This window comes from Pelagibacterium halotolerans B2 (genome assembly GCF_000230555.1).
In the GTDB taxonomy this organism is placed as follows: Bacteria; Pseudomonadota; Alphaproteobacteria; order Rhizobiales; family Devosiaceae; genus Pelagibacterium; species Pelagibacterium halotolerans.
In genome coordinates this window covers 272,277-297,578 of the sequence record NC_016078.1, presented here as the reverse complement: position 1 = coordinate 297,578, position 25,302 = coordinate 272,277, and the positions used below count along the sequence as shown (strand labels likewise).

The window sequence follows — 25,302 nt, the reverse complement described above, 5'->3', positions numbered from 1 at the left end:
GGCTATTCATATTGCTCCCTGAACTTGCGGACGATGTAGAGGGCCAGAACGTTGAGCAGCAGGGTCATGACGAACAGGGTCAGCCCGAGCGCGAAGGCCACAAGCGATTGCGGGCTGGTGAAATCGGCATCGCCGGTCAACTGGTTGACGATACTCACGGTCACCGTCGATGTGGGCTCGGCAGGATTGAAGCGCAGAACCGGGCTGTTGCCTGCGGCCAGCACCACGATCATGGTTTCGCCGATGGCCCGGCTGACGGCGAGAAGGATGGCCCCGACGATCCCTGGCAGCGCGGCCGGCAGGAGAACCCTGCGAATGGTTTCGGACTGAGTGGCGCCAAGGCCCAGCGAACCATCGCGCATAGCGCGCGGCACCTGGGCGATGATGTCGTCGCTGAGCGAGGAGATGAACGGAATGATCATGATGCCCATCACCACACCGGCCGTCAGCGCGCTGGTCGCGTTGATATCGAGCCCGACGGCATCGCCGACCCCCGCCAGGAACGGGCCCACGGTGACAAGGGCGAAAAAGCCGTAAACGATGGTGGGGATGCCGGCCAGCACCTCGATGATGGGCTTGACCACATTGCGGACGCGCTCATGGGCGTACTGGGACAGATAGATCGCCGACATCAGCCCTATGGGCACAGCGACCAGCATGGCGATCAGGCTTATCATCACCGTGCCCCAAAGGAGCGGCAGCAGCCCATATTCACCAGCCGAGCCCGTACCGGTCGACTGGAAGCGCGGGTTCCAGGTGGTGCCGAAAAAGAATTCGAGCGGGTTTATGAAGGAAAAAAACCGCAGCGCATCGGCCAGAAGCGACAGAACGATGCCAATGGTCGTCAGGATGGCAACGGTGGAGCAGGCAATCAGCCCGATACGTACGGCGATTTCGACCTCGGTGCGCGCCCGGAGCCGCAGGCCGATACGGCGCTGCGCCAGGAAAAGGGCGCCAGCGCCCAGGGCGGCAGCGGCGCCGATCACGGCAAGGAAGGAGACGAGCTGGAAGGTTTCAAAGGCACGCGCGGCCGCCACTTCCTCGGGCGCCGGCTCTCCGGCCACGCCGAACCCGGTGGCGATGGCCTGGACCCTGCCGATTGCGGCCTGAAGCTGAACCTGGGAGAGCTGGGCCGTTTCGGGGGGCAATTGCGCCAAAATGAATGCGCGCGAAACCGAGCCGCTGAACAGCGCCCAAAGGCCGAGAACGACGATGGCCGGCAGAAGCGCGAAAAGGGCAACAAGAACGCCGTGGTAGATCGGGCGCGAATGCAAGCGTTCGCTGCTCGCACCTGCAAGCCTGCGGCTGCGCGACCAGCCGACCTGATAGGATATGGTGAGAAGAACCAGAAGAAGGGCTGCGATGACGAAAGCGTTCACGGCGGACTGGTCCTTCCAGACAGGCTGGGGCTCTCACGCCCCCGTTAAGGCTATAAAGCCAGAAACGGAAGGCCCCGGACAAGACCGGGACCTTCCTGTTTTGCGAGCCGATTACTGCGGCTGATACTGATCGCCATTGTTGAAGGCGTCGAGCTGAGCAGCGAGGAAATCGCTGTCGGCAGGAACCAGACCAGCAGCTTCGAGCGTGCCGCCCGCGCCGGCCATCTGCTCGGACAGGAAGAAGGCTACATAGTCTTCAATGCCCGGGATGACGCCGACATGAGCGCCCTTGACGTAGAACTGCAGCGGGCGCGAGATCGGGTATTCGCCCGAAGCGATGGTTTCGAGCGAGGGCTCGACACCCGAGACGGTCGCAACCTTGAGCGTATCGCGGTTCTGGTCGTAGAAGGACAGGCCGAACACGCCGATGGCTTCAGGATTGGACTGCAGGCGGGCCAAAGTTTCGGTGTAGTCACCGGCGATCTCGACCACAACGTCCTGGCGCGGGGTGAGGCAGGCAGCCTCCATGGCTTCTTCTTCCATTTCCGGCAGGCCGGCTTCTTCACAGCCGAGGGCGAGCACGCGTTCGTCGAAGACTTCGCGGGTGCCGTGGTTGGTGCCCGGAATGGCGACGAAGATGTCCTGATCGGGCAGCGAAGCGTCGATTTCCGACCAGTTGGTGTAGGGGTTGTCGACCAGTTCGCCGTCGACGGGAACCTGAGCGGCGATGGCGTTGTAAAGGTGCACGGGATCGAGGGCAAAATCACCCTGGTCGATGCCGGTTGCGAAGACGATACCGTCAAAGCCGAAAATGACTTCGCGAACGTCGTCGACGCCATTGGCATGGCAGCCTTCCAACTCGCTGGCGCTCATCTTGGACGAGGAGTTGGCGATATCGAGGGTGCTTTCACCGACGCCTTCGCAAAGCTGGCGCTTGCCGCCGCCCGAACCGCCGCCGGCAACGTTGGGAGTGTTGTAGTCGGGGAAGGCATTGCCGAACTCTTCGGCCACGATCGAGGAGAACGGCAGAACGGTGGAGGAACCGGCGATCTGGATGGTGTCGCGAGTCTGGGCCTGAGCGGCGGTTGCGCCAAAGGCGGCGACCACAGCGAGCGCTGCGCCTGCGTAAAGTGCGGATTTCATGATGTGCTCTTCCTCTGTGTCAGAAGCGTCCGGGCATTTGCCCCTGGGTTTGATGAAACCGAAAGTTTCGGCCCCACCTCGAAAACACGGGCAAACTAGGACCGGCAGCTAAAGGTTCTATGTCGTTTGCGTGACAGTTGGATGACATTTCAAGCAATTGAAACTACACGCGAAATTGCACCGCTCCCTGTGGGAAGCCGCGCATTGGTGACGTTTATGACAGGGTAAATGCTCAGCGGGGCAGAAGGATTTCCACGCGAGTCCCCTCGCCCAGCTTCGAGCGTATGGAAAGCTGGCCATGATGGCGGGCGACGATGTGCTTGACGATGGCCAGGCCCAGGCCCGTGCCCTTTTTCTTGCGGTTGGCTTCCGCATCGCCGCGATAGAAGCGCTCGGTGAGGCGCGGCACGTGTTCCTCGGCGATTCCCGCGCCGAAATCGGTCACGGTAATGGCGTGATGGGCGCCCGAACGGCTGGCCCCGGCGACCAGGGCAATTTCGACCCGCCCTCCGTCTCCGCCATATTTGATAGCGTTGTCGGCGAGGTTTTCAACCACCTCGAACAATTCCTGCCTGTCCCCAATGATGGTCACGGGTTCATCGGGCAGCTTGAGATCGAGAACAAGTTCGGCCGCTTCGATCTTGGGCTCGAGGGTCTCTGCGACCTCGCGCAGCAACAGGTTGAGGTTGACCTCTGTGGTCGGTTTAACGTGCTGGCGCAATTCGATGCGCGAGAGCGAAAGCAGGTCGTCGATCAGGCTCGACATGCGCTCGGACTGGCTGCGCATGATGCCGAGAAACCGGCCTCGCGCCGCCTCATCCTTTGCGGCTGGCCCCTGTAATGTATCGATGAACCCCATGAGCGAGGTCAGCGGGGTGCGCAATTCGTGGCTGGCATTGGCGATGAAATCGCCGCGCATGCGGTCGGTGCGCTTCTGCTCTGTGAAATCGTAAAGCGTGATCGCGACAAAGCTGCGGTCCTCCTCGGGTCGATAGGGAACCACGGAGGCGCGATACCAGGTTTCGTTGGGAACGGGAATGTGCAGTTCGGTGCCTTGCGCCGCGCCCGTCGCTATGGCCCTGTCGATCGCTTCGACGAGATCGGGGTCGCGCAGGGTGAAGGCCAGAGGGTCGCCTGTCCTGGCGCGCGGAAACCGTTTGAGCGCCGCAGGATTGCGATAAATCAACACCGCGCGCTCATTGATGATCAGGCAGGGCTCGGTGAGAATATCGGAAAACCGTTCAACGGCGCCGTCGATGCTCCCGACCGAGGCGACCTGCTCGGTTTGCGCATCCGAATTGAAAGAGGCCCGCATTGCAATGGCGGTGATGGCGCCAATGGCCAGAATCACCACGCCCGAATCGAGCGGCGCAAGCCTGCCCAGCACGGCCAATGCCAGAACAATAAGCACGGCCGCTCCGCCGACCAGCAAAGGCGATGCCATGACGATCGGCCGGCCCGGCTCGGGTCGAGTCTTCACCCTCTGTCCTGTGCTCATTGCAAATGAATCATCAATCATGACAATGGCCATATCGCGCGTGCATGACAATGGCATGATGCGCCGCACGCACGCGATCATGACATTTGCGACATACAACGCTGGAGAGGACTTGCTCTGCATGGACGATTTCGACCTCGAAAATCCCGAACTCGACGAAGCGGTCAAGGATCGCGCGCTGACCAGCGGCGGCTATCCCTATGACGAAAAGATGAAGACCAAGGATTATGAGAAGCATCTGCGCGCCCTGCAGATCGAATTGGTCAAGCTTCAGCGCCATCTGGCCGGGAGCGGCGAGCGTGTTCTGGCCCTGTTCGAGGGGCGCGATTCGGCGGGCAAGGGCGGCACGATCAAGCGGTTCCTCGAAAATCTGAACCCGCGCAATGCGCGCACCGTTGCCCTGCCCGTCCCTTCGGACCGCGAACGGACGCAATGGTATTTCCAGCGCTATGTTACGCATCTGCCATCTGGCGGCGAGATCGTGCTGTTCGACCGCTCCTGGTACAATCGCGCCGTGGTCGAGCCGGTCATGGGGTTCTGCACGCCGGCCCAGACCGAAAACTTCCTGCACGAGGCGCCGCCCTTCGAGCGCATGATCGCCGAGGAGGGCATTCACCTTTTCAAGTTCTGGCTGGAGATCGGGCGCGAAATGCAGCTCAAGCGCTTCCACGACCGTCAGCACGACCCGCTCAAGATATGGAAACTCTCACCGGTCGACCTCAAGGCGCTCGAAAAATGGGATGAATACACAAAGGCCCGCAACAAGATGTTCGTGGCGACCGATACGCCGGACACGCCGTGGACGCTGATCCGGGCCAATGACAAGAAGCGCGCCCGGATCGCCGCGATCCAATCGGTTCTCTGGCCCATCGATTATGCCGACAAGGACTTTTCGGCGATCGGGGAAATCGACCACAAGATCGTCATGTCGCCCGAGGGGTTTCTCGCCAAGACCGGATAGGCTATTGCGGAGCGCAAAACGGGGAGGATACGCGTGAGCCGGACAGCAGTTTCCATCGGGGAAGCGATGATCGAAATGAGCGGGGGCGAGGATCGCACCTACAGGCAGGGTTTTGCCGGGGACACGCTCAACACGGCCTATTACCTCAACGCGCTAATGGATGCGGACTGGACGGTGCGCTATGCGACCGCCGTGGGCGACGATCTTTATTCGCGCCAGATGGTTGAGTTCATCGCAGGAACGGGCATCGATACCGGCGCGATCCGCACCATCAAGGGTAAGCGCGCCGGGCTCTACATGATCCATCAGGCCGATGGAGACCGCCATTTCACATATTGGCGCGATACATCGGCGGCAAAGCTGCTGGCCGACGATGCGGCGGCGCTCAAGGGGGCGCTGGACGATGCCGAACTGATCTATTTTTCAGGCATCACGCTGGCCATTCTTGCGCCCGAAGCCCGCTCGCGGCTGATTAAAGCGGTTGGCGCGCGGCGGGCAGCCGGGGCCATCGTGGCTTTCGATCCCAATATCCGGCCTGCCCTCTGGGCCGACAACCAGAGCGTTGTCGATGCGCTGACGGAAGCGGCAAGGGTTTCAAGCATCGTCTTGCCCACGCATGCGGACGAGGTGCCCTATTTCGGCGATGCGGACGACGAAGCGACCGCGCGGCGCTATCTGGCGGCAGGCTGTGAGGAAGTCGTGGTCAAGAACGGCGCCGATCCGGCGCTTGTCGTGATGCGCAAGGGAGAGTGGCGCGTTGGTGCAAGAAAAGTCGCCAGCGTGGTCGATGCGACAGGGGCCGGCGACAGTTTCAATGGCGGGTATCTGGCGGCGCGCCTGGGCGGCGCCAGCCCCGAGGATGCGACCAAGGCCGGGCACGCCACCGCCGCCGTGGTCATCGGCCATCATGGGGCGTTGATCCCGAAGGAAGCACTCGGGAAAGCTGGCTAGTGCTTTGAACCCTTGTCGAAGCCCCGCCGGATGGCGCGGAGGCCGAAGAACACGGCGACAAGGGCGATGGGCGAGAGGATCGAGATGGCAAGCGTCTTGCTCCAACCCGTCGCTTCGAGCGGGCCGGCCAGCGCGTAGCCTAAAATGCCGATCAGATAATAGGTGATGGCGATGGTCGAGAGCCCTTCGACCGTGTGCTGGAGCCGGAACTGGCTGCGGGCCGTTTCGGCGATGGTTTCGAGCACCGACTTGTTCTGGATCTGCATGTCGAGGCTGATGCGCACATTGAGAAGTTCGACGGCCCGCTGCAGTTTTTCAAGCAGGACGGCGAGCCGCTTGTCCATGGCCGCGCAGGTGGCAAGCGCCGGCTCCACCCTGTTGCCGATGAAGCTCGACAGCGAGGATCCCTGCCCCAGCGTGGTCTCGCGCAGTTTTTCGAGCCGGTTGCGAAGGATCGCTCCATAGGCGTAGGCGGCGGCGAAGCGATAATTGAGCTGTTCGGAAATCTGTCCCGAGCGCACGGCCAGCGCGTGCAGGCTCTTGAGGCGGTCCTGCACCGCATCGGTGGTTTCGACCGCCGAAAGATCGGTCATCACATCGGTCAGGCCCATTTCAACAGCCCTTAGATCGGGGCCGGTCCGGCGGGCCAGCGGCAGGGCCAGAAGCGCCATGTTGCGGTAGGTCTCGATTTCGAGAATACGGCGCAGGGTGATGGCACGGCGCAGCGGCGAGAGCTTTCCGGCGGCAAATTCGAACCGGACGAACTTGTCCTTGTCAGGCACGAAATCGGTGGCCAATTGGGCATTGCCATATTCGACGGCGACAAGGCACAGGCTTGTGGGGCGGAACGAGGGGAACACCCTCTCGGGCAATTCGGGCTCGTCCATAAGATCGACCCGCATGGCGCCGACCAGTTCGGCCTCACCCAAGGCATCCAGGCCGATATCTTGCGGCCAGTTCTCGAGATCGGTCAGCGCCGCATACCAGGTGATGGTGATGAACTCGGTGTGAAACTCCCAGGTCGCCACGCGTTCGGGTGTGGTGAACTGGTACTGGCGGCTGCCATCGTCCTTGACCGCATGGCCATTGCGCGCCGCGAACTGGAGGAATTCCTCCATGGCCTTGCGCATGCCGCCCGAGCGGTTGGGCACGGTCAGCACAAGGCGCCGCACCCGCATGTTGGGCGCAACGAGTTCGACGGGACGCGCATGCAGTTCGGCCAGAACCGCCTCGCGATAGGGATGGTCAGCTATTGGGGCAGCGCACATTGTTTCCGAGCCTTGAGACAGGGTCGCCGTATCGTACGCCCTCTCAAAAGCCATACCCATGCACCTTTGGTGTGATGCGCGCTTTTGACCTAATAGGCCTTGCCTTCGCGCTCTTTCACATAGGCCAGTTCCTCGGGCGTCGATGTGCGGTCAAGGGCAGCATTGCGCAGCGGGAACCGGCCGAAGCGGGCGATGATATCGTGATGTTCGAGCGCATAAGGCAGGTATTGGTCATCGCCCAGCGCGCGGAACAGTCTCAACGATTCTTCCTGGACAAGAAGGGATTCCGAATGCTGGTAAGGCATGTACGCAAAGAGCTTTTCATGCACCGAAAGCTCGGCATCGAGCCCGCGCGCAACGATCTCCTGCGCCAGCGCAAGGGCCATTGTGTCCGAGGCAAACGCCTTGGCGCTGCCGCGATTGAACTGACGCGATAGCTGGTCGAGCAGGATGATCTCGGCCAGCCGGCCCTTTGGAGTTTCGCGCCACGACCAGAGTTCGCAGCGTATGGCTCTTTCATAAAGGTCGCTGAGCCTGGCCGCGCAGCGGGCATCGAATTCGGGATCGCCCGAATACCAGTCCTCGGGCCCATGTTCCACGAACCAGAAGTCGAGAACTTCCTGTGCCTGCATGACCCCGTCTCCAATCTCGTTTTGTTCGCATTTTGGGTTTCGCCGAGGCGTTTGCCCGGCAATACTGGCGGGGAACTGATTCCCCCTGATCGTCTTGGAGTGTGTCTCACAAATGGTCGCTTGGTCCAGCCAGCAGGATGAGGCCCTCAAAGCCGTGGCCGCGTGGCTCAAGGACGAGAACGCGCCGCAGGTGTTCCGGCTGTTCGGCTGGGCGGGCACGGGAAAATCGACGTTGGCCCGACATCTGGCCCAGGACGTCAAGACCGTCAAATATGCAGCGTTTACCGGCAAAGCCGCGCTGGTGATGCGCAAGCGCGGGTGCAAAGGCGCCTCGACCATCCATTCTTTGATCTATACGCGGATTTCCGAAAAGGAAGGCGAGCCGCGTTTCGTGCTCGACCCGGAATCGGCGGCGGCGGATGCCGATCTGATCGTTATCGACGAGGTGTCGATGGTCGATGAGGTGCTGGGCACCGACCTGCTCTCATTCGGCACAAAGGTTCTGGTGCTGGGCGATCCATTCCAGCTTCCGCCGGTGCAGGGCGAGGGCTTTTTCACCGCGCAGAACCCCGACGTGATGCTGACCGAGATTCACCGGCAGGCGGCGGACAACCCGATCGTGAGGCTCTCTCTCGATATCCGCGAAGGCCGCTGGCTCGACTATGGCACCTATGGCGAGAGCAAGGTGGTCTCGCGCCGCGAGGTCGATCAGGCCGAAGTGCTCGATGCCGATCAGGTGCTGGTGGGACGCAACAAGACGCGGCTCGATTACAATAACCGCATTCGGGAATTAAAGGGCCTGCCCACCGATATTCCGGTCAAGGGCGATCGGCTGGTGTGCCTGAGAAACAACCCGCAGAAAAAGCTGCTGAACGGACAGATCTGGACACTCAATTCGATCAGGAAACGGGCGGGCGGCACCTTGGAAATGACCATCGATCCCGAGGAAGCCGACAGGACGTCAGTGCAAACCAAGGTGCGCGCGCATCAGAGCTTTTTTACCGGCGAGGACGCGGAAATGAGCTGGCAGTTGCGCCGGCAATACGATGAATTCACCTATGGCTATTGCCTGACCGTTCACAAATCGCAGGGCAGCCAGTGGGACAGCGTGTATCTGTTCGACGAGAGCTTCGTGTTCCGCGACGAGGCGCAGCGCTGGCTTTATACGGGCATCACGCGGGCGGCCGAGCGGATAACCGTCGTGCGATGAGCACTTTCATTGGCTTTCGGCGACTTCGGCGTTTTGCAGGATTTCGGCGGCCTCGGGATTTATAGCGGAGCCTTTGCGGCGAGGCGTAAACGAGGGTGTTGGCCGTGGGCCTTCCGCGTTGCCAAGCATGAGTGCGGCCCCCTCGCTCAACCCACCGGCGATATCGAGTTCGAACCGCGCCTTGTCGCGTTCACGCACCTCCTCGAGAATATCGGCGGCCTCCTGTTCGTCGACGCCCAAGGCAACCAGGGTTTCGTAGCCGAACACAAAGGCCGATTCGAGCACTTCGCGGATCTGGTAGTCGACGCCCAGATGCACGAGATCGACGGCGTGCTCGCGGTCAAAGGCCCGGACATAGAGCTGTGCAAGCGGATATTCGGATTTAACGTGCGCCGCAATCAGGGTGGCGTCCGCGGGCTTGTCGATGCAGACCAGAATTGCCGTGGCGGTCGATGCGCCGGCGGCATGGAGAATTTCGGGACGGGTGCCGTCGCCATAATAGATCTTGAAGCCGAAGCGGGCCGCCGCCTGGATCATTTCGACGTCGTTATCGATGATCGTGACGTCCACGCCCTTGGCGAGGAGTGGCTGGCTGACGATCTGGGAGAAGCGGCCGAAGCCGATGATGAGGACCGTGCCGGCCAGCCCATCGGCGATTTCGACACCATCGAGGTCCGGCGTCTCGCGCGGCATAATGCGGTTCATGCCGATGATCGCGATTGGGGTGAGGACCATCGAGACAATGACGGTGGTGGTGAGAATGGCGTTCATTTCCGCATCCAGGATGCCCACGCCCAGTGCAGCGGAAAACAGAACGAAGGCGAATTCGCCGCCCTGAGCCATGAGCACCGAGCGCTCCAACGCCTCGCCATGGCTGGAGCGCAACAGCCGCGCAATACCGTAAATGCCGGCGAATTTGACAGCCATATAGACCACGACGGCCATGATGATGAACGGGTAGTTCTGGGCGATGACGCCAAGATCGAGCGACATGCCGACGGCGATGAAGAACAGGCCCAGCAGGATGCCACGGAACGGCTCAATGTCCGCTTCGAGCTGGTGACGGAATGTCGATTCCGAGAGCAGCACACCGGCCAGGAAAGCCCCCATGGCCATGGAAAGCCCGCTCATGTTCATAGCCAGCGCGGCGCCGAGCACCACGAGGAGGGCCGCGGCGGTCATCACCTCGCGGGCATGAGCGTTGGCCAGGATGCGGAACAGGGGATTGAGCAGGAAGCGCCCCACCAGCACGAGGGCGACCAGCGCGCCGACGGCGATGGCGATATCGGTGAGGCGTTGGCCCATGGTGACCGTCTCGGCCTGTGGCGCAATGAAGGCGACGAGCGCGAGAAGCGGAACGATGGCCAGATCTTCAAGCAGGAGAACGGAGACCATTTTCTGACCGGCCGGGGTGGCGATTTCCCCGCGCTCCTCGAGCACCTGAAAGACAATGGCGGTGGAGGTCAGAACAAAGCCGAGCCCGGCGATCAGGGCAACGGTCGGTGAAAGCCCCATCAGGATGCCCGCGCCGGTCATCAGTGCCGCGCAGGTTCCCACCTGCAGGATTCCGAGACCGAAAATCTGCTTGCGCAGGCTCCACAGGCGCCGGGGCTGCATTTCGAGCCCGATCACGAACAGGAACATGACGACGCCGAGTTCGGCGGTGTGAAGAATGGTCTCGGGATGGGTGACGACCGCGAGCCCGAACGGGCCGATGGCCAGGCCGGCAGCCAGATAGCCCAGCACCGAACCCAGCCCGATCCGCTTGAAAATGGGAACCGCGACCACGCCCGCCGCCAGAATTCCGACAACCGGAAAAAGATCGAACCCGTGTGCCGCTTCGCCAGCCATCCTGTCCCCCGGGGAATAAAAAGTATCCGGTTACGCTATGCCAGACCGGGGCGGGCCACAAGGCGATTGACGGCTGCGTATTGGTGTGTTAGTTATATAGCACACTATACGGAAGCACCCATGACCCAGTGGCGCGACGACCAACCGATATTTCTGCAAATCCGGCAAAGGATGATTGAAATGATCCTCAACGGGGCGATCAACGAGGGCGATCCCCTGCCCTCCGTCCGACAAGTGGCGACCGATCTTTCGGTCAATCCGCTGACAGTGACCAAATCCTACCAGTCGCTGGTGGATATGGGCACTGTCGAAAAGCGCCGGGGGCTCGGCATGTACGTGACCGAGGGTGCGCGGGCGGCATTGCTTGCGCATGAAAGAGACAAATTTCTTAAAGAGGACTGGCCGGCGATTGCGGCGCGGATTTCGGCGCTCGGGCTTTCCGCCGGCGATTTGCTCAAGGATGGAGACGAGAAATGACCGCTGAAAACCCAATCGTTTCCGCACGCGGCCTGCGCAAGCAGTTCGGCAAGACAGAGATCCTGCACGGGCTCGATTTCGACATTCCGGCCGGGCGCATCTACGGGCTGGTCGGGCACAATGGTGCCGGCAAGACGACGACGCTCAATGCGCTGCTGGGCCTGACCCAGTGCGAGGGCAAGATCGAAGTGCTGGGCCTCGACCCCTTCGCCAACCGCGCCACGCTGATGAACGATGTTGCGTTCATTTCCGACGTCGCCTCCCTGCCCCGCTTCCTGCGTGTGCGGGAGCTGTTCGCGCTGCTTTCCAACATTCATCCCAACTTTTCCCAGGACAAGGCACGCGATTTTCTCTCGGGCACCGACATAAAGCCCGAAGCCAAGATCAAGAACCTCTCCAAGGGGATGATCGCCCAGCTTCATCTTGCCGTGGTCATGGCGATCGACGCCAGGCTTCTGGTGCTGGACGAACCTACGCTGGGACTCGACATCACCTATCGCAAGCGGTTCTACCGGCGGCTGCTCGAAGACTACATGACCGAGGAGCGTACGCTCTTGATCACCACCCATCAGGTTGACGAGATCGAGTTCATGCTCTCGGACATCATGTTCATCCGCGATGGCGAATTGATCGTCCATATGCAGATGGAAACGGTCAACACCCGCTATTGCCAGTTGGTGATTGCCGACCCGGCCCATATCGAGGCGGCCCGGGCGCTGGGCCCGGTGTTCACCGAAAGCCGGTTCGGCCAGACGGTGATGATCTTTGACGGGGTCGAGCGGGAAACGCTTGCGCCGCTCGGTCAGATTTCGACCCCGAGCCTTTCGGACCTTTTCGTCGCGCTGATGCAGCGTGAAACCCACAATGCGGGAGCTGCCTGATGCGGGCCTTCGTTGCGCTTATCAAACGCGAATATCTCGAGCATCGCGGCGCGTTCATTTACGGCCCGATCCTGTTGCTGGCGCTCGGATCACTGGCGGCGATCTATGCTGTGTTCGGAACCGATTTCAGGGGTGAGTTCAGCGGAACGCTACCCACCGTGCTGCGCTTTTATGAGACAGCGTTCGCGCTGGGGGCGGCGGGGTGGCTGGTGTATCTGATCATCATGCTGTTCTTTTACTATGGCGATGCGTTTTCCGCCGACAGCCGCAACAATTCGATGCTGTTCTGGAAATCGATGCCTCAAAGCGACCTCAAGATTTTCGCCTCCAAGGTGGCCGCTTCGCTCACTGTGTTTCCCACGGCGATCCTGCTCGCGCTCGCCATCACAGGGGTGATTGCCTATCTGCCGACGGTGATCGCCAGCGATTTCCTCGGCGGGTTCGCGCCGCCATCCATCGGGGAGACGCTGGGCGCCTGGATCAACATCATGATCTCGGCCATCGTGCTGTTTGCCATTGCCCTGCTCTGGTATCTGCCGTTCCTGGCATGGGTGGGGCTCCTGGGCACCATCTTCAAGCGCTGGGCCATTCCGCTGGCCTTCCTGATACCGGCGGTGATCGGGCTGTTCGAACGGGTCGTGATGCGCAACATATTGCAGGACGGCGCCTTCTGGTCCTTCATCACGCAGCGGTTCGAGCTGAGTTTCGAGGGACTGGATTTCGAGGGCTACTGGCTGGCCGGGCAGCCCTGGAACGGACTTGAACTGGCCACCCTCATGCTGACCGGGATCGATTGGATCCAACTTGCCGGTGGGATCGCGGTTGCGGTGGTCCTCATCTACGCGGCGAGTGAATATCGCAGGCGATATATCCTGACCTGAACGAAGGGCCGTCCTGAGGGACGGCCCTTTTTCATGCCATTGTCGGCATCGAGAACAGGGCTCCCTCCCTCAGCCCGGAGGGCCAACGGGCGGTGACGGTCTTGGTTCGAGTCCAGAATTTTATCGAATCCGTACCGTGTTGGTTGAGATCGCCAAAGGAAGAGGCCTTCCAGCCGCCGAAGGAATGATAGGCGAGCGGGGTGGGGATGGGCACGTTGATGCCCACCATGCCGATATTGATGCGCGAGGCGAAATCGCGGGCCGTATCGCCATCGCGGGTGAAAATCGCAACGCCATTGCCATAGGGGTGCCTGAGCGGCAGCGACAGGGCCTCCTCATAGGTGGAGGCACGCACCACCGAAAGCACCGGACCGAAAATCTCCTCGCGGTAGATGTCCATGTCCGGGGTGACCCGATCGAACAGCGTACCGCCGACGAAATAGCCGTCTTCGTATCCCTGCAAGGAAAAGCCGCGCCCATCGACGACGAGATCGGCGCCTTGCGCTTTGCCGCTGTCGATGAGCGATAGGATACGCTGCTGCGCCGATTTGGTGATGACCGGGCCGAGGTCGGTTGCGGGGTCGGTATAGGGGCCGATCTTGAGACTTTCGACGCGGGGCGCCAGGGCCGCGACCAGCCGGTCGGCGGTTTCCTCACCCACTGGAACGGCAACGGAAATCGCCATGCAGCGTTCGCCCGCCGAGCCGTAGCCGGCGCCGATCAGCGCATCGGCGGCCTTTTCGATATCGGCGTCGGGCATGACGATCATGTGGTTCTTGGCGCCGCCGAAGGCCTGCACCCGCTTGCCGTGGGCAGCGGCGGTTGCATAGATATGTCGGGCGATGGGTGTGGAGCCGACAAAGCTCACCCCGGCAATCTCATCATGGGAAAGGATGGCATCGACGGCGGTCTTGTCGCCATTGACGACATTGAGAATGCCGGCGGGCAGGCCCGCTTCGATCATCAACTCGGCCAGCCGCATGGGGACCGAGGGCGCGCGTTCGGATGGTTTGAGGATGAAAGCATTGCCCGCCGCGATGGCGGGGGCGAACATCCACATGGGGATCATGGCGGGGAAGTTGAACGGGGTGATGCCCGCGCCGATGCCGAGCGGCTGGCGCATGGAATACATGTCGATCCCCGGCCCTGCCCCTTCGGTAAACTCACCCTTTTGCAGATGGGGTATGCCGCAGACAAATTCTGCGACCTCCATGCCGCGCACGATGTCGCCCTTGGAATCCTCGATGGTCTTGCCGTGCTCTGCCGAAAGCAGTTCGGCCAATTCGTCCATGTGTTGGTTGACGAGAGCGACGAAGCGAAAGAACACCCGCGCCCGGCGCTGGGGATTGGTGGCCGCCCAGCCCGGTTGCGCGGCCGCGGCCGAAGCGATGGCGGCGTCGAGGTCGGTGGCATCGGCCAGGGCGATTTCGGCTGAAACCTCGCCGGTTGCCGGGTTGAAGATGTCGGCGAACCGGCCCGACTTACCCTCCGCATGGACTCCATTGATAAAATGTCCGACGGTTTTCATTGCTCGCTCCTCAAAAATTCCCCCGCGAGAATGAACGTCTATTATTGTCCGCTCAACGTGATAGTTTTCACATTCGATGTGCAAAAATCGTAGAGCAAAATGAACTGGGACGATATTCGGGTCTTTCTGGCCATTGCGCGCGAGGGGCAGATCCTGGCCGCGGCGCGGGGGCTGGGCGTCAATCACGCCACGGTGGCGCGGCGGCTGAATGCGCTTGAGGATGCCATTGGCGCGCGGCTTTTCGTGCGGCGCACCAATGGATGCGATCTGACCGCCGAGGGTGAAGCGCTGCTCGGGCGCGCCGAGTTGATGGAGACAGCAGCACTCAATGCGCAGACCGTCGTCGGGGGTACCGATGCGGCGATCTCGGGAACCGTCAGAATTGGGGCGCCGGACGGGTTCGGGGTAGGATTTCTCGCTCCGAGGCTGGGCGAGTTACGGGCCCGGCATCCCGGCCTGAAGGTGCAACTGGTGCCGGTGCCGCGCAGCTTTTCGCTATCGCGCCGTGAAGCCGACATCGCGATTACCGTGGCGCGGCCGACCGAGGGACGGCTTGTGTGCCGCAAGCTTGTCGATTACCGGCTCGGGCTCTACGCATCTTCCAACTATATCAAACAGCGCGGCCTGCCCAAGACGGTGGCCGATCTGAAAGATCATAGTCTTGTTGGCTATGTGGAGGATTTGATTTTCACGCCCTCGCTCGATTATGCCCGCGACATCTGGAAAGCCTGGCGCTCCGATATCGAGGTGTCGAGCGCACTCGGCCAGACCGAGGCTGTAAGGGGTGGCGCGGGCATCGGCATCCTGCACGATTTCCTGGCGCACAGACATGCCGAATTGACGCCGGTTCTGCCCGAGCTGGGACTGATGCGGAACTACTGGACGGTGATGCATGAAGATGTGCGGGCGATCAGGCGGGTTTCGGTGGTGGCCGATTTCATCGCCGAAACCGTGTCGCTGGCGCGCAGGGACTTCTCCCGTACAGGGCGGGCCTGATTCGAGACGGGGAAGTATGGAACAGCAACAAGCCTTTGAGAATCCCTATTTTTCTTAAACCTGCTCAAACAATCGTGCAGAACCGATGGAGCAAAACAGGGTTGCCAGAGTTATGAAATCAGGCCACCATGATCGTGGTCTTAACCAAGCGAAAGGAGGTGATCCAATGTCTAGTGAGATCCGCGCAGGCGGGAGCGACTTTGGGTATGAGGTGATTTCGACGAGGCAGCCCTCGGCGAAGTAGCCCTTTCTCTCCGAACCGCTTGGTGCAAACGGTTCCAACGGTTCAAGTCACCCCGTGTGACGGTATCATGGAAGGACTGTTCGAGTTATCGGACAGTCCTTTTCTTTTTGCCCGCTTGATTGGCGTCAATATCGCGCCTAAGTTCTCCATCGGCGTTTCACGATGGAGCGCTTTGTTTTAAAAATTACGTTCTCAGGGCGGGGTGAAAGTCCCCACCGGCGGTGACAGTCTTTTGGCTGAAGCCCGCGAGCGCCTCGCCAGGCTGGCGAGGGTCAGCAGATTCGGTGCAACTCCGAAGCCGACGGTCATAGTCCGGATGAGAGAGAACGGGAATTGCGCCCTGTCGCGTGCCGTTATCCTCGAAGGGATGCGGGGCGCTCATGGTGTCGTCTCCCGTAACCCTGAGGAAACTGGTTACGGAAAGGACGACAGATGAGCCAGATTTCCTCCCTGCCCCACGCACCCGTTCTGGGCGCCGCATTCATGGTCGGGGCCGGCATTACTTTTGCCATTACCAACATTCTGACCCCGATCATCACCTACCAGATGGGCGTGCCCTCCACTGCCGTTGTGTTCTGGCAATATGTCATCGCGACGCTTTTCGCGCTGCCGCTAATCCAGCGGATCGGGATATCAAAGCTGCGCACGCGCCACCCCTATTGGCACGAGACCCGGGCGCTTCTTTCGGCGCTCGGCGTGCAGTTCTTTGCCTTCGGGTTCGCGCTCGGCGTGCCGGTCTGGCAGATGGTGGCGCTGTCGATGACCGGGCCGTTCTTCATCCTTATCGGGGCAACGCTGTTTCTGGGCGAGCGGCTGACCGTGCAGCGGCTGGGGGCGACGATCACCGGCTTTGTCGGGGCCGTCATGGTGTCACAGATCGGCACCGAGCAATTCACTCTCGCCTCGCTTTTGCCCGTTCTCGCGGCGCTGTGCTGGGGTTCGGTTTCGGTGATCACGCGCTATCTCAGCCGCGACGAAGAGCCTGAATCGCTCACGCTTTACATGCTGGTGCTGATTACGCCCAATCACTTCCTGATCGGGTTGCTTGTCGGCATCGCCGTTGCGGTGCTGCCGACGGGTGCGTTGCCGGCAGGACTGGCGACAGGGTTCGATTTCCAACTTCCGTTGGGCGATCCGTTGATGCTGATCGTGCTCTTGGGGCTTGTGACGGCCGGGGCGCAGTATTTCCTGAGTTTTGCCTACAAGGTGGCCGACGCCACCTATCTGCAGCCGTTCGACGATCTCAAACTGCCGCTCAATACGCTGTTGGGCTGGGTCGTGCTCTCGCAGGTGCCGGCGATATGGTTCTGGCCGGGCGCGCTTTTGATCCTTGGCGCGTCGAGCTTTATTTTGTGGAGCGAGCGCCGGGCAACACCAGGCCGGCTGCAAATGGCTTAAAGTCGTACCCAGCAGCCATCGCGATGGCTGTGCGCGATGGCATGTACGGTCTTTTCGATGACCAGCCCCTGTTGGAAATCGATGATGTGCGCCGTCTCTCCTGAAATGGCGCGCATCACTTCCCGGGCTTCGATGATTTTGAGTTCGTTGAACCCTAGCCCATGGCCGGGCGCGGGGAGGAATTTGTCGTAGGGCGGATGAATGGGGGCGGTCAGGATGGTGCGAAACCCCTGTTCGCTGGCCCTGCCCTCGCGGGCGAAAATCTGGAGTTCGTTCATACGCTCCTGATCGTAGGCAATGGTGCCTTGGGACCCGAATATCTGAATGGCGATGCGGCCCTTGCGGCCCCAGGCGGAGCGGGAGAGCTGGATGGCGCCCGAGACACCATCGGCAAAGCGCACAAGAATATTGGCGATATCGAAAGTTTCGACCTCGCGGTCCTTGCCGTCCTGGGTGGGGCGGGTGGGAAAGGGTTTGGCGAGATCGGCCATGACCTGTTGGGCAGGCCCAAGCAGCGTTGAAAGGATCGAAAGCGGATGGACGCCGAAATCGTCGAGCGCGCCATAGCCGGAGCTGGCTTCGCTCTTCCAGTAAAACAGCGCGGCGGGATCGGCCATGAAATCCTCGTCCATTTCCACACGCACCGAATGGACCTTGCCGATAGCGCTTTCGGCCAGCAGCTTGCCGATATGGCGGATGAGCGGGTTCTGGATGTAATTGTAGCCCAGCACGGCCACGCGACCGGAGATCCGCGCCGCTTGGGCCATACGCTCCGCATCGGCAAAGGCCGGTGCCATAGGCTTTTCGCACCAGACATGCTTGCCGGCCTCAAGCGCGGCGATGGCCATTTCTGGATGGAAGGCATTGGGGGTGGTTATCGAGACCACGTCGACTTCGGGGTCGGCGATCAACTCGCGCCAGTCGCCTGTCGATTTGCCGAACCCGAGCGCTTTGGCCTGTTTTGCCGCGAGATCGGCATTGGCTTCGGCGAGATGGACGAGGCGCGGGCGCTCTATGTCCCCGAAGACCGGTGCGACGGCGTTCCAGGCCAGCGCGTGGCACTTGCCCATATAGCCGGTTCCAATGAGGCCGACGCCGAGTGATGTAATGACAGACAGCCCTAAAATAATCTGGTCCACCAGGCTTGCGAACCGCACCAGCGGGACCCATTTAACGCGGATCGCAGATGCACAAAAAAAAGACGGCGGAATATGGGAAACCCATATTACCGCCGGAGGTTGCTCTTGCCCTTCGCGCTCTCGCGAAGGAAGTCAGAATACGCGCCTTGGCGGGCAAGTTTCAAGGATAATGGCTACAAAACGGCGCGATTTCTGTCGCGCCGTTTTTCTTTTGTCACAGTCGGGCGCCTTTTATGGCCCGATTACTGGTATTCTGCGGCGTTGGACGCATCGACCAGAACAGTGCCGGTATCGACCCATTCCTCAATGGTTTCCCCATTGCCCAGGGCAATAAGGGACTCGATGCCGAACCGGCCCATGTTCTCGGGCGCCTGAGCGATCGAGGCCGTCATTTCGCCGGCGACAATGGAATTGGCGGCGTCGGGATTGGCGTCAAAGCCCACCACCATGACGCTTTCGAGCATGGCGGCCTGTTTGAGCGCCTCGACAGCGCCGAGCGCCATGTTGTCGTTCGAGGCGAAAATCCCCTTGATGTTGGGATTACCGGCCAGGATGGTTTCGGTGACCGAAAGACCCATGGCGCGATCCCAGTTGGCGGGCTGTTCGGCGACGATGTTGAGGCCGCATTCGGTCAGGCCGTCATGGGCGCCCTGGGCGCGGGCCTGGCCGGTGGACTGGCTGATGAGGCCCTGCAGGATGGCGACGTCGGCACCTTCCTCGAGGTTTTCGCACATGTATTGGGCCGCAAGCGCTGCCCCAACCTCGTTGTTGGTGCCGATGAAGGAGACGCCCTCATTGGTGCCGCGGGTATCGACGAACACCACCGGAATGCCCTGCGCGATGGCGGAATCGACCACCGGGGCGAGCGCATTGGGATCGGTTGGAGCCAGCGCGATCCCGTCGACACCCTGGGCGATCAGATCCTCGATCTGGTTGATCTGGGCCTGAACGTCGGATTCCTGGGGCGGGGCGACGACGATCACCTCGACGCCATGCTCCTCCCCGGCCGCCATGGCACCGGCCTCAACGGCGGCCCAGAACGGATTGCCCGCACCAGGGCCTTTCATACCGAGAACATAGGTTTGCGCATGAGCGCCGACGGTCATGGCGCCGAGCGCTATGGATGCCAGAAGCACTGCTTTCATTTTCGTGGTCCTCCCTTTTCGACCAGTCTCCGTTTGATCGTCGACCGGTCCGGCTGGAGCGCACCGGGCCGGCCGTAAACCCTATCGTCTGACCGACGCCCTGCGGCGGATCACGTCGATCCAGACCGCGAAGATGATGACGACGCCGATCAGCACCATCTGCCAGAAGGAGCTGACATTGTTGATATTGAGCCCGTTGCGCAGCAGACCCATGATGAGCACGCCGGCCAGAACGCCGAGCACCGTGCCGCGCCCGCCGAAGAACGAGGCGCCGCCGATGATGACCGCCGCGATGGCATCGAGTTCGAGCATCAGACCGGCATTGGGAAAGCCCGAATCCGTGCGCCCGGCCAATAACAGCCCGCCCAGCCCGGCCATGAAGCCGGAAATGACGTAAACCAGGACCAGAACCTTATCGACATTGACGCCCGATACGCGAGCAGCCTGGGGATTGCCGCCAATGGCGTAGATGTGGCGCCCGGTGCTGGTTTTTTCGAGAAAGAACCACAGGCCTATCGCGCAGACCGCGACAACGATCAGGCTGGCGGGAATGCCGGCGGGCGGAGCGAAGATGCCCAGATCGTAATAGGCCTGCCCAAGGTAACGAACCTCGTCCTGAAGGCCGGAAATCGGGGCGCCGTCGGTTACCAGATAAGCGATGCCGCGCACCGCGTTGAGGGTCCCGAGGGTCATGATGAAGGGATGGGGTAATTTGAGCCATGTCAGTCCCACCCCGTTGACCACACCCACCGCGATACCGACCAACGGACCGACCATGAGCACCACCGGCCAGGGCAGGCCCATGCGGCTGGCCAGCGCCAGAGTGACCATGGAAAGGGCCATTGTCGAGCCGACCGAAAGGTCGATCCCGGCTGTGACGATGACCACGAACATGCCCAAAGCGACCAGCGCGAGAGTGGCGTTCTGCTTCAAAATATTGGTGAGATTCTGGGGCGTTAGAAACACTTCGGGGCGCGAGAGGGCGATGACCGCCATCATCACGATGACGACGAGAACGATGCCGTAGGTTTCGAGGAATTTCGAGAGCCTGGGGTTGTAGAACATGGGCCGCCCTCCCCTAGTTCAGCCTGTCATGGGCCAGGGATTCGGTGTGCCCCTTGGTGCCCATGATCCAGCCGATGACTTCGTTTCGGGAGGTGTCCTTCAATTGGCTCTCGGCAAAATTGGCACCCTGGTAGAGGGCCATGACCCGGTCGCAGCAATAGAAGATATCGTCCATGCGGTGCGAGATGACGATCACCGCAACGCCATGATCTTTCAGCCGTTTTATGAGGTCGAGCACCTTGCCGACTTCCTTGATGGCAAGGGCGGCTGTCGGTTCGTCCATGATGACGAGTTGGGCGTCGAACGCGGTGGCGCGGGCGATGGCGACCGCCTGGCGCTGACCGCCCGAAAGATCCTCGGTGTTCTGGGACACCGATTTGACGTGGATGTGGAGGTTGTCGAGATGGGACTGGGCCATCTCGCGGGCCTTTTTGTGATCGATGATGGTGAGGGGGCCGAGCCTTCTGCCCGGCTCGCGGCCCATATAGATGTTCTCGTAAATGGGCATGTTCCCGGCCAGCGCGAAGTCCTGATAGACCATCTCGATGCCCTTGCCGCGGGCGTCCTTGGGGCTGGAAAAATGGACCGGGCGGCCATCGAAAATCAGCTCGCCTTTCGAGGGCTGGTAGAGGCCGGAGAGGATTTTCATCAGCGTGGATTTGCCCGCGCCATTGTCTCCCACGACCCCCAGCACCTCGCCGTGATCGACGTGGAAATTGACGTCGTCCAGCGCGGTGATGGCGCCGAAATATTTGGCGATGCCGCGCGCTTCGAGAAGTGCCGTGCCGGTTTCGGCCATCTCCCTCTCCCCTCCTCCTGCAGCCACAAAATAGAATGCTTGATGCACTCATTTATATTTGTGGAATGTTTATTCCATTTCGTGCAGGATACGTCAAGACCCAATCGCGGCGCATGACGCGAAAAACGGGGTCGGCGATGTGAAAAAAAGCAGTTCTTGTGCGTTCGGCGCGCGAAAAACGCTGCGGCGCGAATGCCGGGGACAAGTGAGGGGCGAGTGTAGATGGAACGGGCCCGGCGGGGATAAGGTCAGGAGAAACGGATCATGGGGCGCTCAAAAGGCATGGACAGCACCGAACAGATAGAGGTGCCGCGCGATTTCGGCGCGCTGCGCGAGAGGGTTCTGGCGCGCTGGGAAGAATTGCCACGCCGGCTCACCCAGGTGGCCCAGTACGCGCTCAACAATCCCGACGAGATCGCCTTCGGCACGGCGGCCTCGATCGCCGCCAAGGCCCATGTCCAGCCCTCGACGCTTGTGCGGTTTTCCCAGGCGCTGGGCTATCAGGGATTTTCGGACCTTCAGGAAGTGTTTCGCTCGCGGCTGCGCGACCAGGTGCTCGGCTATGACGAGCGCATGGCACAATTGCGCGAGCACGGGGAAGGCTCACCGCGCCCCTCCATGATCCTCGAGGGATTTGCCGAAGCCTCGCTGCACTCGATATCGGCGCTGACCTCGCGGCACGACCCGGCGGTGTTCGAGCGGGCGCTGGACGCCCTCCAGGACGCCGAAACGGTCTATCTGATCGGGCTGCGGCGCTCGTTTCCCGTGACCTCCTACATGGCCTATGCCATGGGCAAGCTGGGCATTCGCACCATTCTTATCGATGCGGTGGCCGGGCTGGCCGCCGAACAGGCCAATTTCGCCAGCGGCAAGGATGCCGCCATCGCCATCAGCTTTACGCCCTATGCCAGCGAAACGGTGGCCCTGACGACGCAAGTGCGCGAGGCGGGCGCCAAGGTGGTGGCCATCACCGACTCGATCTTTTCCCCCCTCGCCTCGCAGGCCGAAGCCTGGTTCGAGGTGGCGGAGGCCGATTTCGAAGGCTTCCGCTCGATGAGCGCGACCATGACGCTGGCCATGGCTCTGACCGTGGCGCTGGCCGACAGGCGGAAGGCGGGACCGGAGAAGCAAAGAGTGGGCAAGTCGGATAGATAACCCGCCGGTGCTGCCGGTTACCGGCTCCCGGATCCAGTCCGGGATGACGGTCGTGACAAAGGCAATATAGTGGCCCCTCACGCCATCGCTGTTACCGGCGCAATCGGGAACCCTGCGGCCTTGCCACGCCATTAGAGCCGTCCAGGATTTGATTGAATCAAATCCTTGGCTCTAAGCCTTTGTTTTATCGCGTGTCCGAACCGCAAAACCGTTTCCACTTTTGCTAGACACGCTCTAGGGTCAATCGACATTCAGGGGTTCACGAAGGCAGGCGACGTATGATTCATAGGGCTCCAGATTCGTTTTCTGGAGCCCCGCCATGTCGCGACCGAAGCGCTACGAACTGAGCCCCGAGCAGTGGGACCGGATCAAGGACTTGCTTCCTGGCAAGCCCGGCGATCCGGGGCGATCGGGCGCTGACAACCTGACCTTCGTGAACGGCGTGCTTTGGGTTTTGCGATCCGGGGCGCACTGGCACGATCTTCCCGAGCGGTACGGCAAGTGGAAGACGGTCCACAAGAGGTTCACCCGCTGGGCCAAGGCCGGCGTGTGGGAGCGCGTGTTCACGCATCTGATCCGTGATCCGGACAATGAGTATGTCAGCCTGGACTCCAGCCTTGTGCGCGCTCACCAGCAGGCGGCCACCGGCAAGGGCGGCGGCCAAAAAGGGGGGACCAGGCTCTGGGGCGTTCCCGAGGAGGACTGACCACCAAGATCCACATGGCGGTCGACGCTCTGGGCCGTCCGCTAAAGCTGATCCTGACGCCGGGCCAGCGCGGTGACGCGCCGCTCGCCCCGGCGCTTCTCGGAGGTCTGTCGCCGCGCCGTGTTCTGGCCGACAAAGCCTACGACTCCAACGCCATCAGAGCGATGGTCGCGGCGATGGGGGCCGAGGCGGTGATCCCGTGCAACCCGACCCGAAAACAGCTCATCGTCTACGACTTCGAAGCCTACAAGATGCGAAACACCGTCGAGCGATGCTTCAACAAGCTAAAGCACTTCCGCCGCATCGCCACACGCTTCGACCGGCGCGCAGCCCACTTCCTCGGCTTCCTGCAGATCGCAGCCGCTCTGCTCTGGATGCGATGAATGTCGATTCAGCCTAAGGGGGGTGCGGGCCTCTGATGGGCTCCGGCTTTCGCCGGAGAAGCGAAGGGAGGTCGCGCAAAAAGACTATCCAGCGTCCCGCTGTCTCAGCCGCAACGCTCGGCGTGCGCAAGAGCGGCCATGCCTTTTTCGAAATCGTCGCGGATCTCGGCCAGGGTCATCGATCCGAATTGCTCGACGATCATGGCTTCGGCGGCGGCAAGGGTTTCGCCTATGCGGGCGTTGACGGCCTTTTCGATCAGGCATTTCGGATCGTCATTGGCAAGGCCCAGCGCGAACATTTCGGGCGAACCCAGCGCACGGTAGATATCGGCCATCGTGATCTTTTCAAGCGGCGTCGCCAGTTCCCAGCCGCCATTGTGGCCCTTGGACGAGGTCACATAGCCCGCCTCGCGCAGGCCGGCCATGGTGCGGCGCACGACCACTGGATTGGTCGAGAGCATTTTGGCTATGGTTTCTGATGTAGCGGCGCCCTTCTGATTGCTCATGTGCACAAGGACATGGAGCATGCGGGAGAGCCGGTTGTCGGTGCGCATGGGCTTTACCTCTCGGCACAGACCTAGCGCGACGGCCCTTGCCGCGTCAATTGGCACCCCTTGTGCGCAGTTGCGCAAGGCACCATCGTGGCACCATTGGGAGGCGGGCATGGCACAGGACATTTCAGCACGACTGCTGGCGATTGTGGACGCATTGCCGCTCAGGCAGGGCATGCGGGTTCTGGAAATCGGCTGCGGGCCGGGCGCGATGGCGCGGGAAATGGCAAGACGTATCGGGGCGGGCAAGGTGGTGGGCATCGACCGCTCGGCCAAGGCAATCGCATTGGCGCGGGCCGGATCGGCGCCGGAAATGGCTTCGGACGTTCTCGACTTCCGGCAAAGCGCGATCGAGGATTTTACGCTGAGGACCGAGGAAGCGCCTTTCGATCTTGTCGTGGCCGTGCGCGTCGGGGCGCTGGATGGCCGGCACCCGCAGGCGGGCGAGAAGGCGCGCGCGGCGATTGCGCGGGCCCTGGGGGCCAATGGCCAGCTCTATATCGATGGCAAAGCCGCCCAATGGGTTCAAAGGGATTGAGTGGGGCCGGCGCATGCCGTATCGCTGGGACGGAAGGAGGCAAAATTGTCATGCGCAAGATTGTTTTTTCCCTCGTTCTCGGTCTTTGGGCGAGCATGGGTTTTGCCACGGCATCGGCTGCCGAAACGCTAGTACTGGACATCGAGGAGGCCGCAATGGCGGTCGACGGGCAGACCGGCAGGCCGGTGCTCGACATTCGGCTCGAGGCCGGGTCGGCCAAGACCTTCGGCGACCTGACCGTGCGGCACCTATCGGAGGTTCTCGATGTCGTGCTGGATGGAAAAATCCTGACATCGCCTCGCGTGCAGTCACCAATTCTCGAGGGGTCCCTGCGGATCACAGGCGATTTCTCGGAGGCGGAGGTCGAAGCCATGGCGGAGCGGATCGCTTCGGGCGCGACATTCGAAGTCCGGACAGGCACGCCATAGGCTCATCGCCAGGCCGGGCCTGTTGCACCCCTGACACAGACAAACTTGATTGTTCCTCATAGCGGGCGCGCCACCCGGAACGAACACGCGCCGGC

23 protein-coding genes, 1 pseudogene and 1 riboswitch are annotated in these 25,302 nt (G+C 61.5%); of the genes and pseudogenes, 12 read left to right on the top strand and 12 right to left on the bottom strand.

Annotated elements, in window-relative coordinates:
- Positions 1–2: 2 nt before the first annotated feature.
- The 3 genes from pstC to KKY_RS20220 form a co-directional block, all read right to left on the bottom strand.
- The gene (gene pstC / locus KKY_RS01460) at positions 3–1,379 is read right to left on the bottom strand and encodes a phosphate ABC transporter permease subunit PstC (RefSeq protein WP_014129499.1); all 1,377 of its coding nucleotides are present in this window, start codon (positions 1,377–1,379) and stop codon (positions 3–5) included.
- A gap of 111 nt (positions 1,380–1,490) precedes the next feature.
- Complete coding sequence (locus KKY_RS01455) at positions 1,491–2,522, bottom strand: PstS family phosphate ABC transporter substrate-binding protein (RefSeq protein WP_014129498.1); 1,032 nt, start codon at positions 2,520–2,522, stop codon at positions 1,491–1,493.
- A gap of 232 nt (positions 2,523–2,754) precedes the next feature.
- Positions 2,755–4,020, bottom strand: a complete 1,266-nt coding sequence (locus tag KKY_RS20220) for a sensor histidine kinase (RefSeq protein WP_041528976.1) — start codon at positions 4,018–4,020, stop codon at positions 2,755–2,757.
- 79 nt (positions 4,021–4,099) lie between these two features.
- On the opposite strand from KKY_RS20220, the gene ppk2 reads away from it, so the two are divergent.
- The gene (gene ppk2 / locus KKY_RS01445) at positions 4,100–4,981 is read left to right on the top strand and encodes a polyphosphate kinase 2 (RefSeq protein WP_420850719.1); all 882 of its coding nucleotides are present in this window, start codon (positions 4,100–4,102) and stop codon (positions 4,979–4,981) included.
- A gap of 33 nt (positions 4,982–5,014) precedes the next feature.
- Entirely contained in the window at positions 5,015–5,932 is a 918-nt protein-coding gene (locus tag KKY_RS01440; RefSeq protein ID WP_014129495.1) for a sugar kinase, read from the top strand.
- On the opposite strand, the gene KKY_RS01435 is transcribed toward KKY_RS01440, so the two are convergent.
- Both KKY_RS01435 and KKY_RS01430 read right to left on the bottom strand, forming a co-directional pair.
- Positions 5,929–7,254 (bottom strand): DUF3422 family protein, encoded by a 1,326-nt coding sequence (locus tag KKY_RS01435; RefSeq protein WP_014129494.1) that lies wholly within the window; start codon positions 7,252–7,254, stop codon positions 5,929–5,931. The two genes, KKY_RS01440 and KKY_RS01435, sit on opposite strands and share 4 nt — an antisense overlap.
- A 35-nt stretch (positions 7,255–7,289) precedes the next feature.
- Entirely contained in the window at positions 7,290–7,832 is a 543-nt protein-coding gene (locus KKY_RS01430) for a DUF924 family protein (protein ID WP_014129493.1), read from the bottom strand.
- A 112-nt stretch (positions 7,833–7,944) separates the two neighbouring features.
- On the opposite strand from KKY_RS01430, the gene KKY_RS01425 reads away from it, so the two are divergent.
- Positions 7,945–9,042, top strand: coding sequence for an ATP-dependent DNA helicase (locus KKY_RS01425; RefSeq protein ID WP_014129492.1), 1,098 nt, complete (start codon positions 7,945–7,947; stop codon positions 9,040–9,042).
- Positions 9,043–9,048: 6 nt separating this feature from the next.
- Here KKY_RS01425 and KKY_RS01420 read toward each other — a convergent pair whose 3' ends face one another.
- Entirely contained in the window at positions 9,049–10,893 is a 1,845-nt protein-coding gene (locus KKY_RS01420) for a monovalent cation:proton antiporter-2 (CPA2) family protein (RefSeq protein ID WP_014129491.1), read from the bottom strand.
- A gap of 120 nt (positions 10,894–11,013) precedes the next feature.
- Here KKY_RS01420 and KKY_RS01415 point away from each other — a divergent pair, with 120 nt between their 5' ends.
- Genes KKY_RS01415 through KKY_RS20770 form a run of 3 tightly spaced genes read left to right on the top strand, consistent with a single transcriptional unit; the run spans position 11,014 to position 13,132 of the window.
- A complete protein-coding gene (locus KKY_RS01415; protein WP_014129490.1) occupies positions 11,014–11,370 on the top strand; it encodes a GntR family transcriptional regulator in 357 nt (118 codons plus the stop codon).
- Positions 11,367–12,251: an ABC transporter ATP-binding protein gene (locus tag KKY_RS01410; protein ID WP_014129489.1), complete on the top strand. Its 885-nt coding sequence runs from the start codon at positions 11,367–11,369 to the stop codon at positions 12,249–12,251. Before KKY_RS01415 ends, KKY_RS01410 begins: the two co-directional genes overlap by 4 nt.
- Positions 12,251–13,132: a hypothetical protein gene (locus tag KKY_RS20770; protein ID WP_014129488.1), complete on the top strand. Its 882-nt coding sequence runs from the start codon at positions 12,251–12,253 to the stop codon at positions 13,130–13,132. Before KKY_RS01410 ends, KKY_RS20770 begins: the two co-directional genes overlap by 1 nt.
- Positions 13,133–13,163: 31 nt before the next feature.
- Here KKY_RS20770 and KKY_RS01400 read toward each other — a convergent pair whose 3' ends face one another.
- Complete coding sequence (locus KKY_RS01400) at positions 13,164–14,660, bottom strand: CoA-acylating methylmalonate-semialdehyde dehydrogenase (protein WP_014129487.1); 1,497 nt, start codon at positions 14,658–14,660, stop codon at positions 13,164–13,166.
- A gap of 99 nt (positions 14,661–14,759) precedes the next feature.
- Here KKY_RS01400 and KKY_RS01395 point away from each other — a divergent pair, with 99 nt between their 5' ends.
- Together KKY_RS01395 and KKY_RS01385 are read left to right on the top strand one after the other, a co-directional pair.
- Complete coding sequence (locus KKY_RS01395) at positions 14,760–15,656, top strand: LysR family transcriptional regulator (RefSeq protein ID WP_014129486.1); 897 nt, start codon at positions 14,760–14,762, stop codon at positions 15,654–15,656.
- Between the two features lie 428 nt (positions 15,657–16,084).
- Positions 16,085–16,232, top strand: a riboswitch (FMN riboswitch).
- A 100-nt stretch (positions 16,233–16,332) separates the two neighbouring features.
- Positions 16,333–17,298, top strand: a complete 966-nt coding sequence (locus tag KKY_RS01385) for a DMT family transporter (RefSeq protein ID WP_014129484.1) — start codon at positions 16,333–16,335, stop codon at positions 17,296–17,298.
- Here the strand turns inward: KKY_RS01385 and KKY_RS01380 are convergent.
- The 4 genes from KKY_RS01380 to KKY_RS01365 all read right to left on the bottom strand — a co-directional run bounded on the left by KKY_RS01380 (position 17,295) and on the right by KKY_RS01365 (position 21,446).
- Complete coding sequence (locus tag KKY_RS01380; protein WP_041528973.1) at positions 17,295–18,407, bottom strand: Gfo/Idh/MocA family protein; 1,113 nt, start codon at positions 18,405–18,407, stop codon at positions 17,295–17,297. The genes KKY_RS01385 and KKY_RS01380 overlap by 4 nt on opposite strands.
- 272 nt (positions 18,408–18,679) lie before the next feature.
- A complete protein-coding gene (locus KKY_RS01375; RefSeq protein WP_014129482.1) occupies positions 18,680–19,582 on the bottom strand; it encodes a sugar ABC transporter substrate-binding protein in 903 nt (300 codons plus the stop codon).
- Positions 19,583–19,663: 81 nt separating this feature from the next.
- Positions 19,664–20,647: an ABC transporter permease gene (locus KKY_RS01370; protein WP_014129481.1), complete on the bottom strand. Its 984-nt coding sequence runs from the start codon at positions 20,645–20,647 to the stop codon at positions 19,664–19,666.
- Positions 20,648–20,660: 13 nt separating this feature from the next.
- Positions 20,661–21,446 (bottom strand): ATP-binding cassette domain-containing protein, encoded by a 786-nt coding sequence (locus KKY_RS01365; RefSeq protein WP_014129480.1) that lies wholly within the window; start codon positions 21,444–21,446, stop codon positions 20,661–20,663.
- Between the two features lie 264 nt (positions 21,447–21,710).
- On the opposite strand from KKY_RS01365, the gene KKY_RS01360 reads away from it, so the two are divergent.
- Together KKY_RS01360 and KKY_RS19865 are read left to right on the top strand one after the other, a co-directional pair.
- Positions 21,711–22,601 (top strand): MurR/RpiR family transcriptional regulator, encoded by an 891-nt coding sequence (locus tag KKY_RS01360; RefSeq protein WP_014129479.1) that lies wholly within the window; start codon positions 21,711–21,713, stop codon positions 22,599–22,601.
- A gap of 319 nt (positions 22,602–22,920) precedes the next feature.
- Positions 22,921–23,690 (top strand): annotated as a pseudogene (locus KKY_RS19865) (IS5 family transposase).
- A gap of 104 nt (positions 23,691–23,794) precedes the next feature.
- Here the strand turns inward: KKY_RS19865 and KKY_RS01345 are convergent.
- Entirely contained in the window at positions 23,795–24,244 is a 450-nt protein-coding gene (locus KKY_RS01345) for an RrF2 family transcriptional regulator (RefSeq protein WP_014129476.1), read from the bottom strand.
- 109 nt (positions 24,245–24,353) lie between these two features.
- Between KKY_RS01345 and KKY_RS01340 the strand changes: the two genes are divergently transcribed.
- On the top strand, positions 24,354–24,779 hold the full coding sequence (locus KKY_RS01340) for an SAM-dependent methyltransferase (protein WP_014129475.1): 426 nt from the start codon (positions 24,354–24,356) through the stop codon (positions 24,777–24,779).
- Positions 24,780–24,829: 50 nt separating this feature from the next.
- On the top strand, positions 24,830–25,207 hold the full coding sequence (locus KKY_RS01335) for a SecDF P1 head subdomain-containing protein (protein WP_014129474.1): 378 nt from the start codon (positions 24,830–24,832) through the stop codon (positions 25,205–25,207).
- The last annotated feature ends 95 nt before the right edge of the window (positions 25,208–25,302 follow it).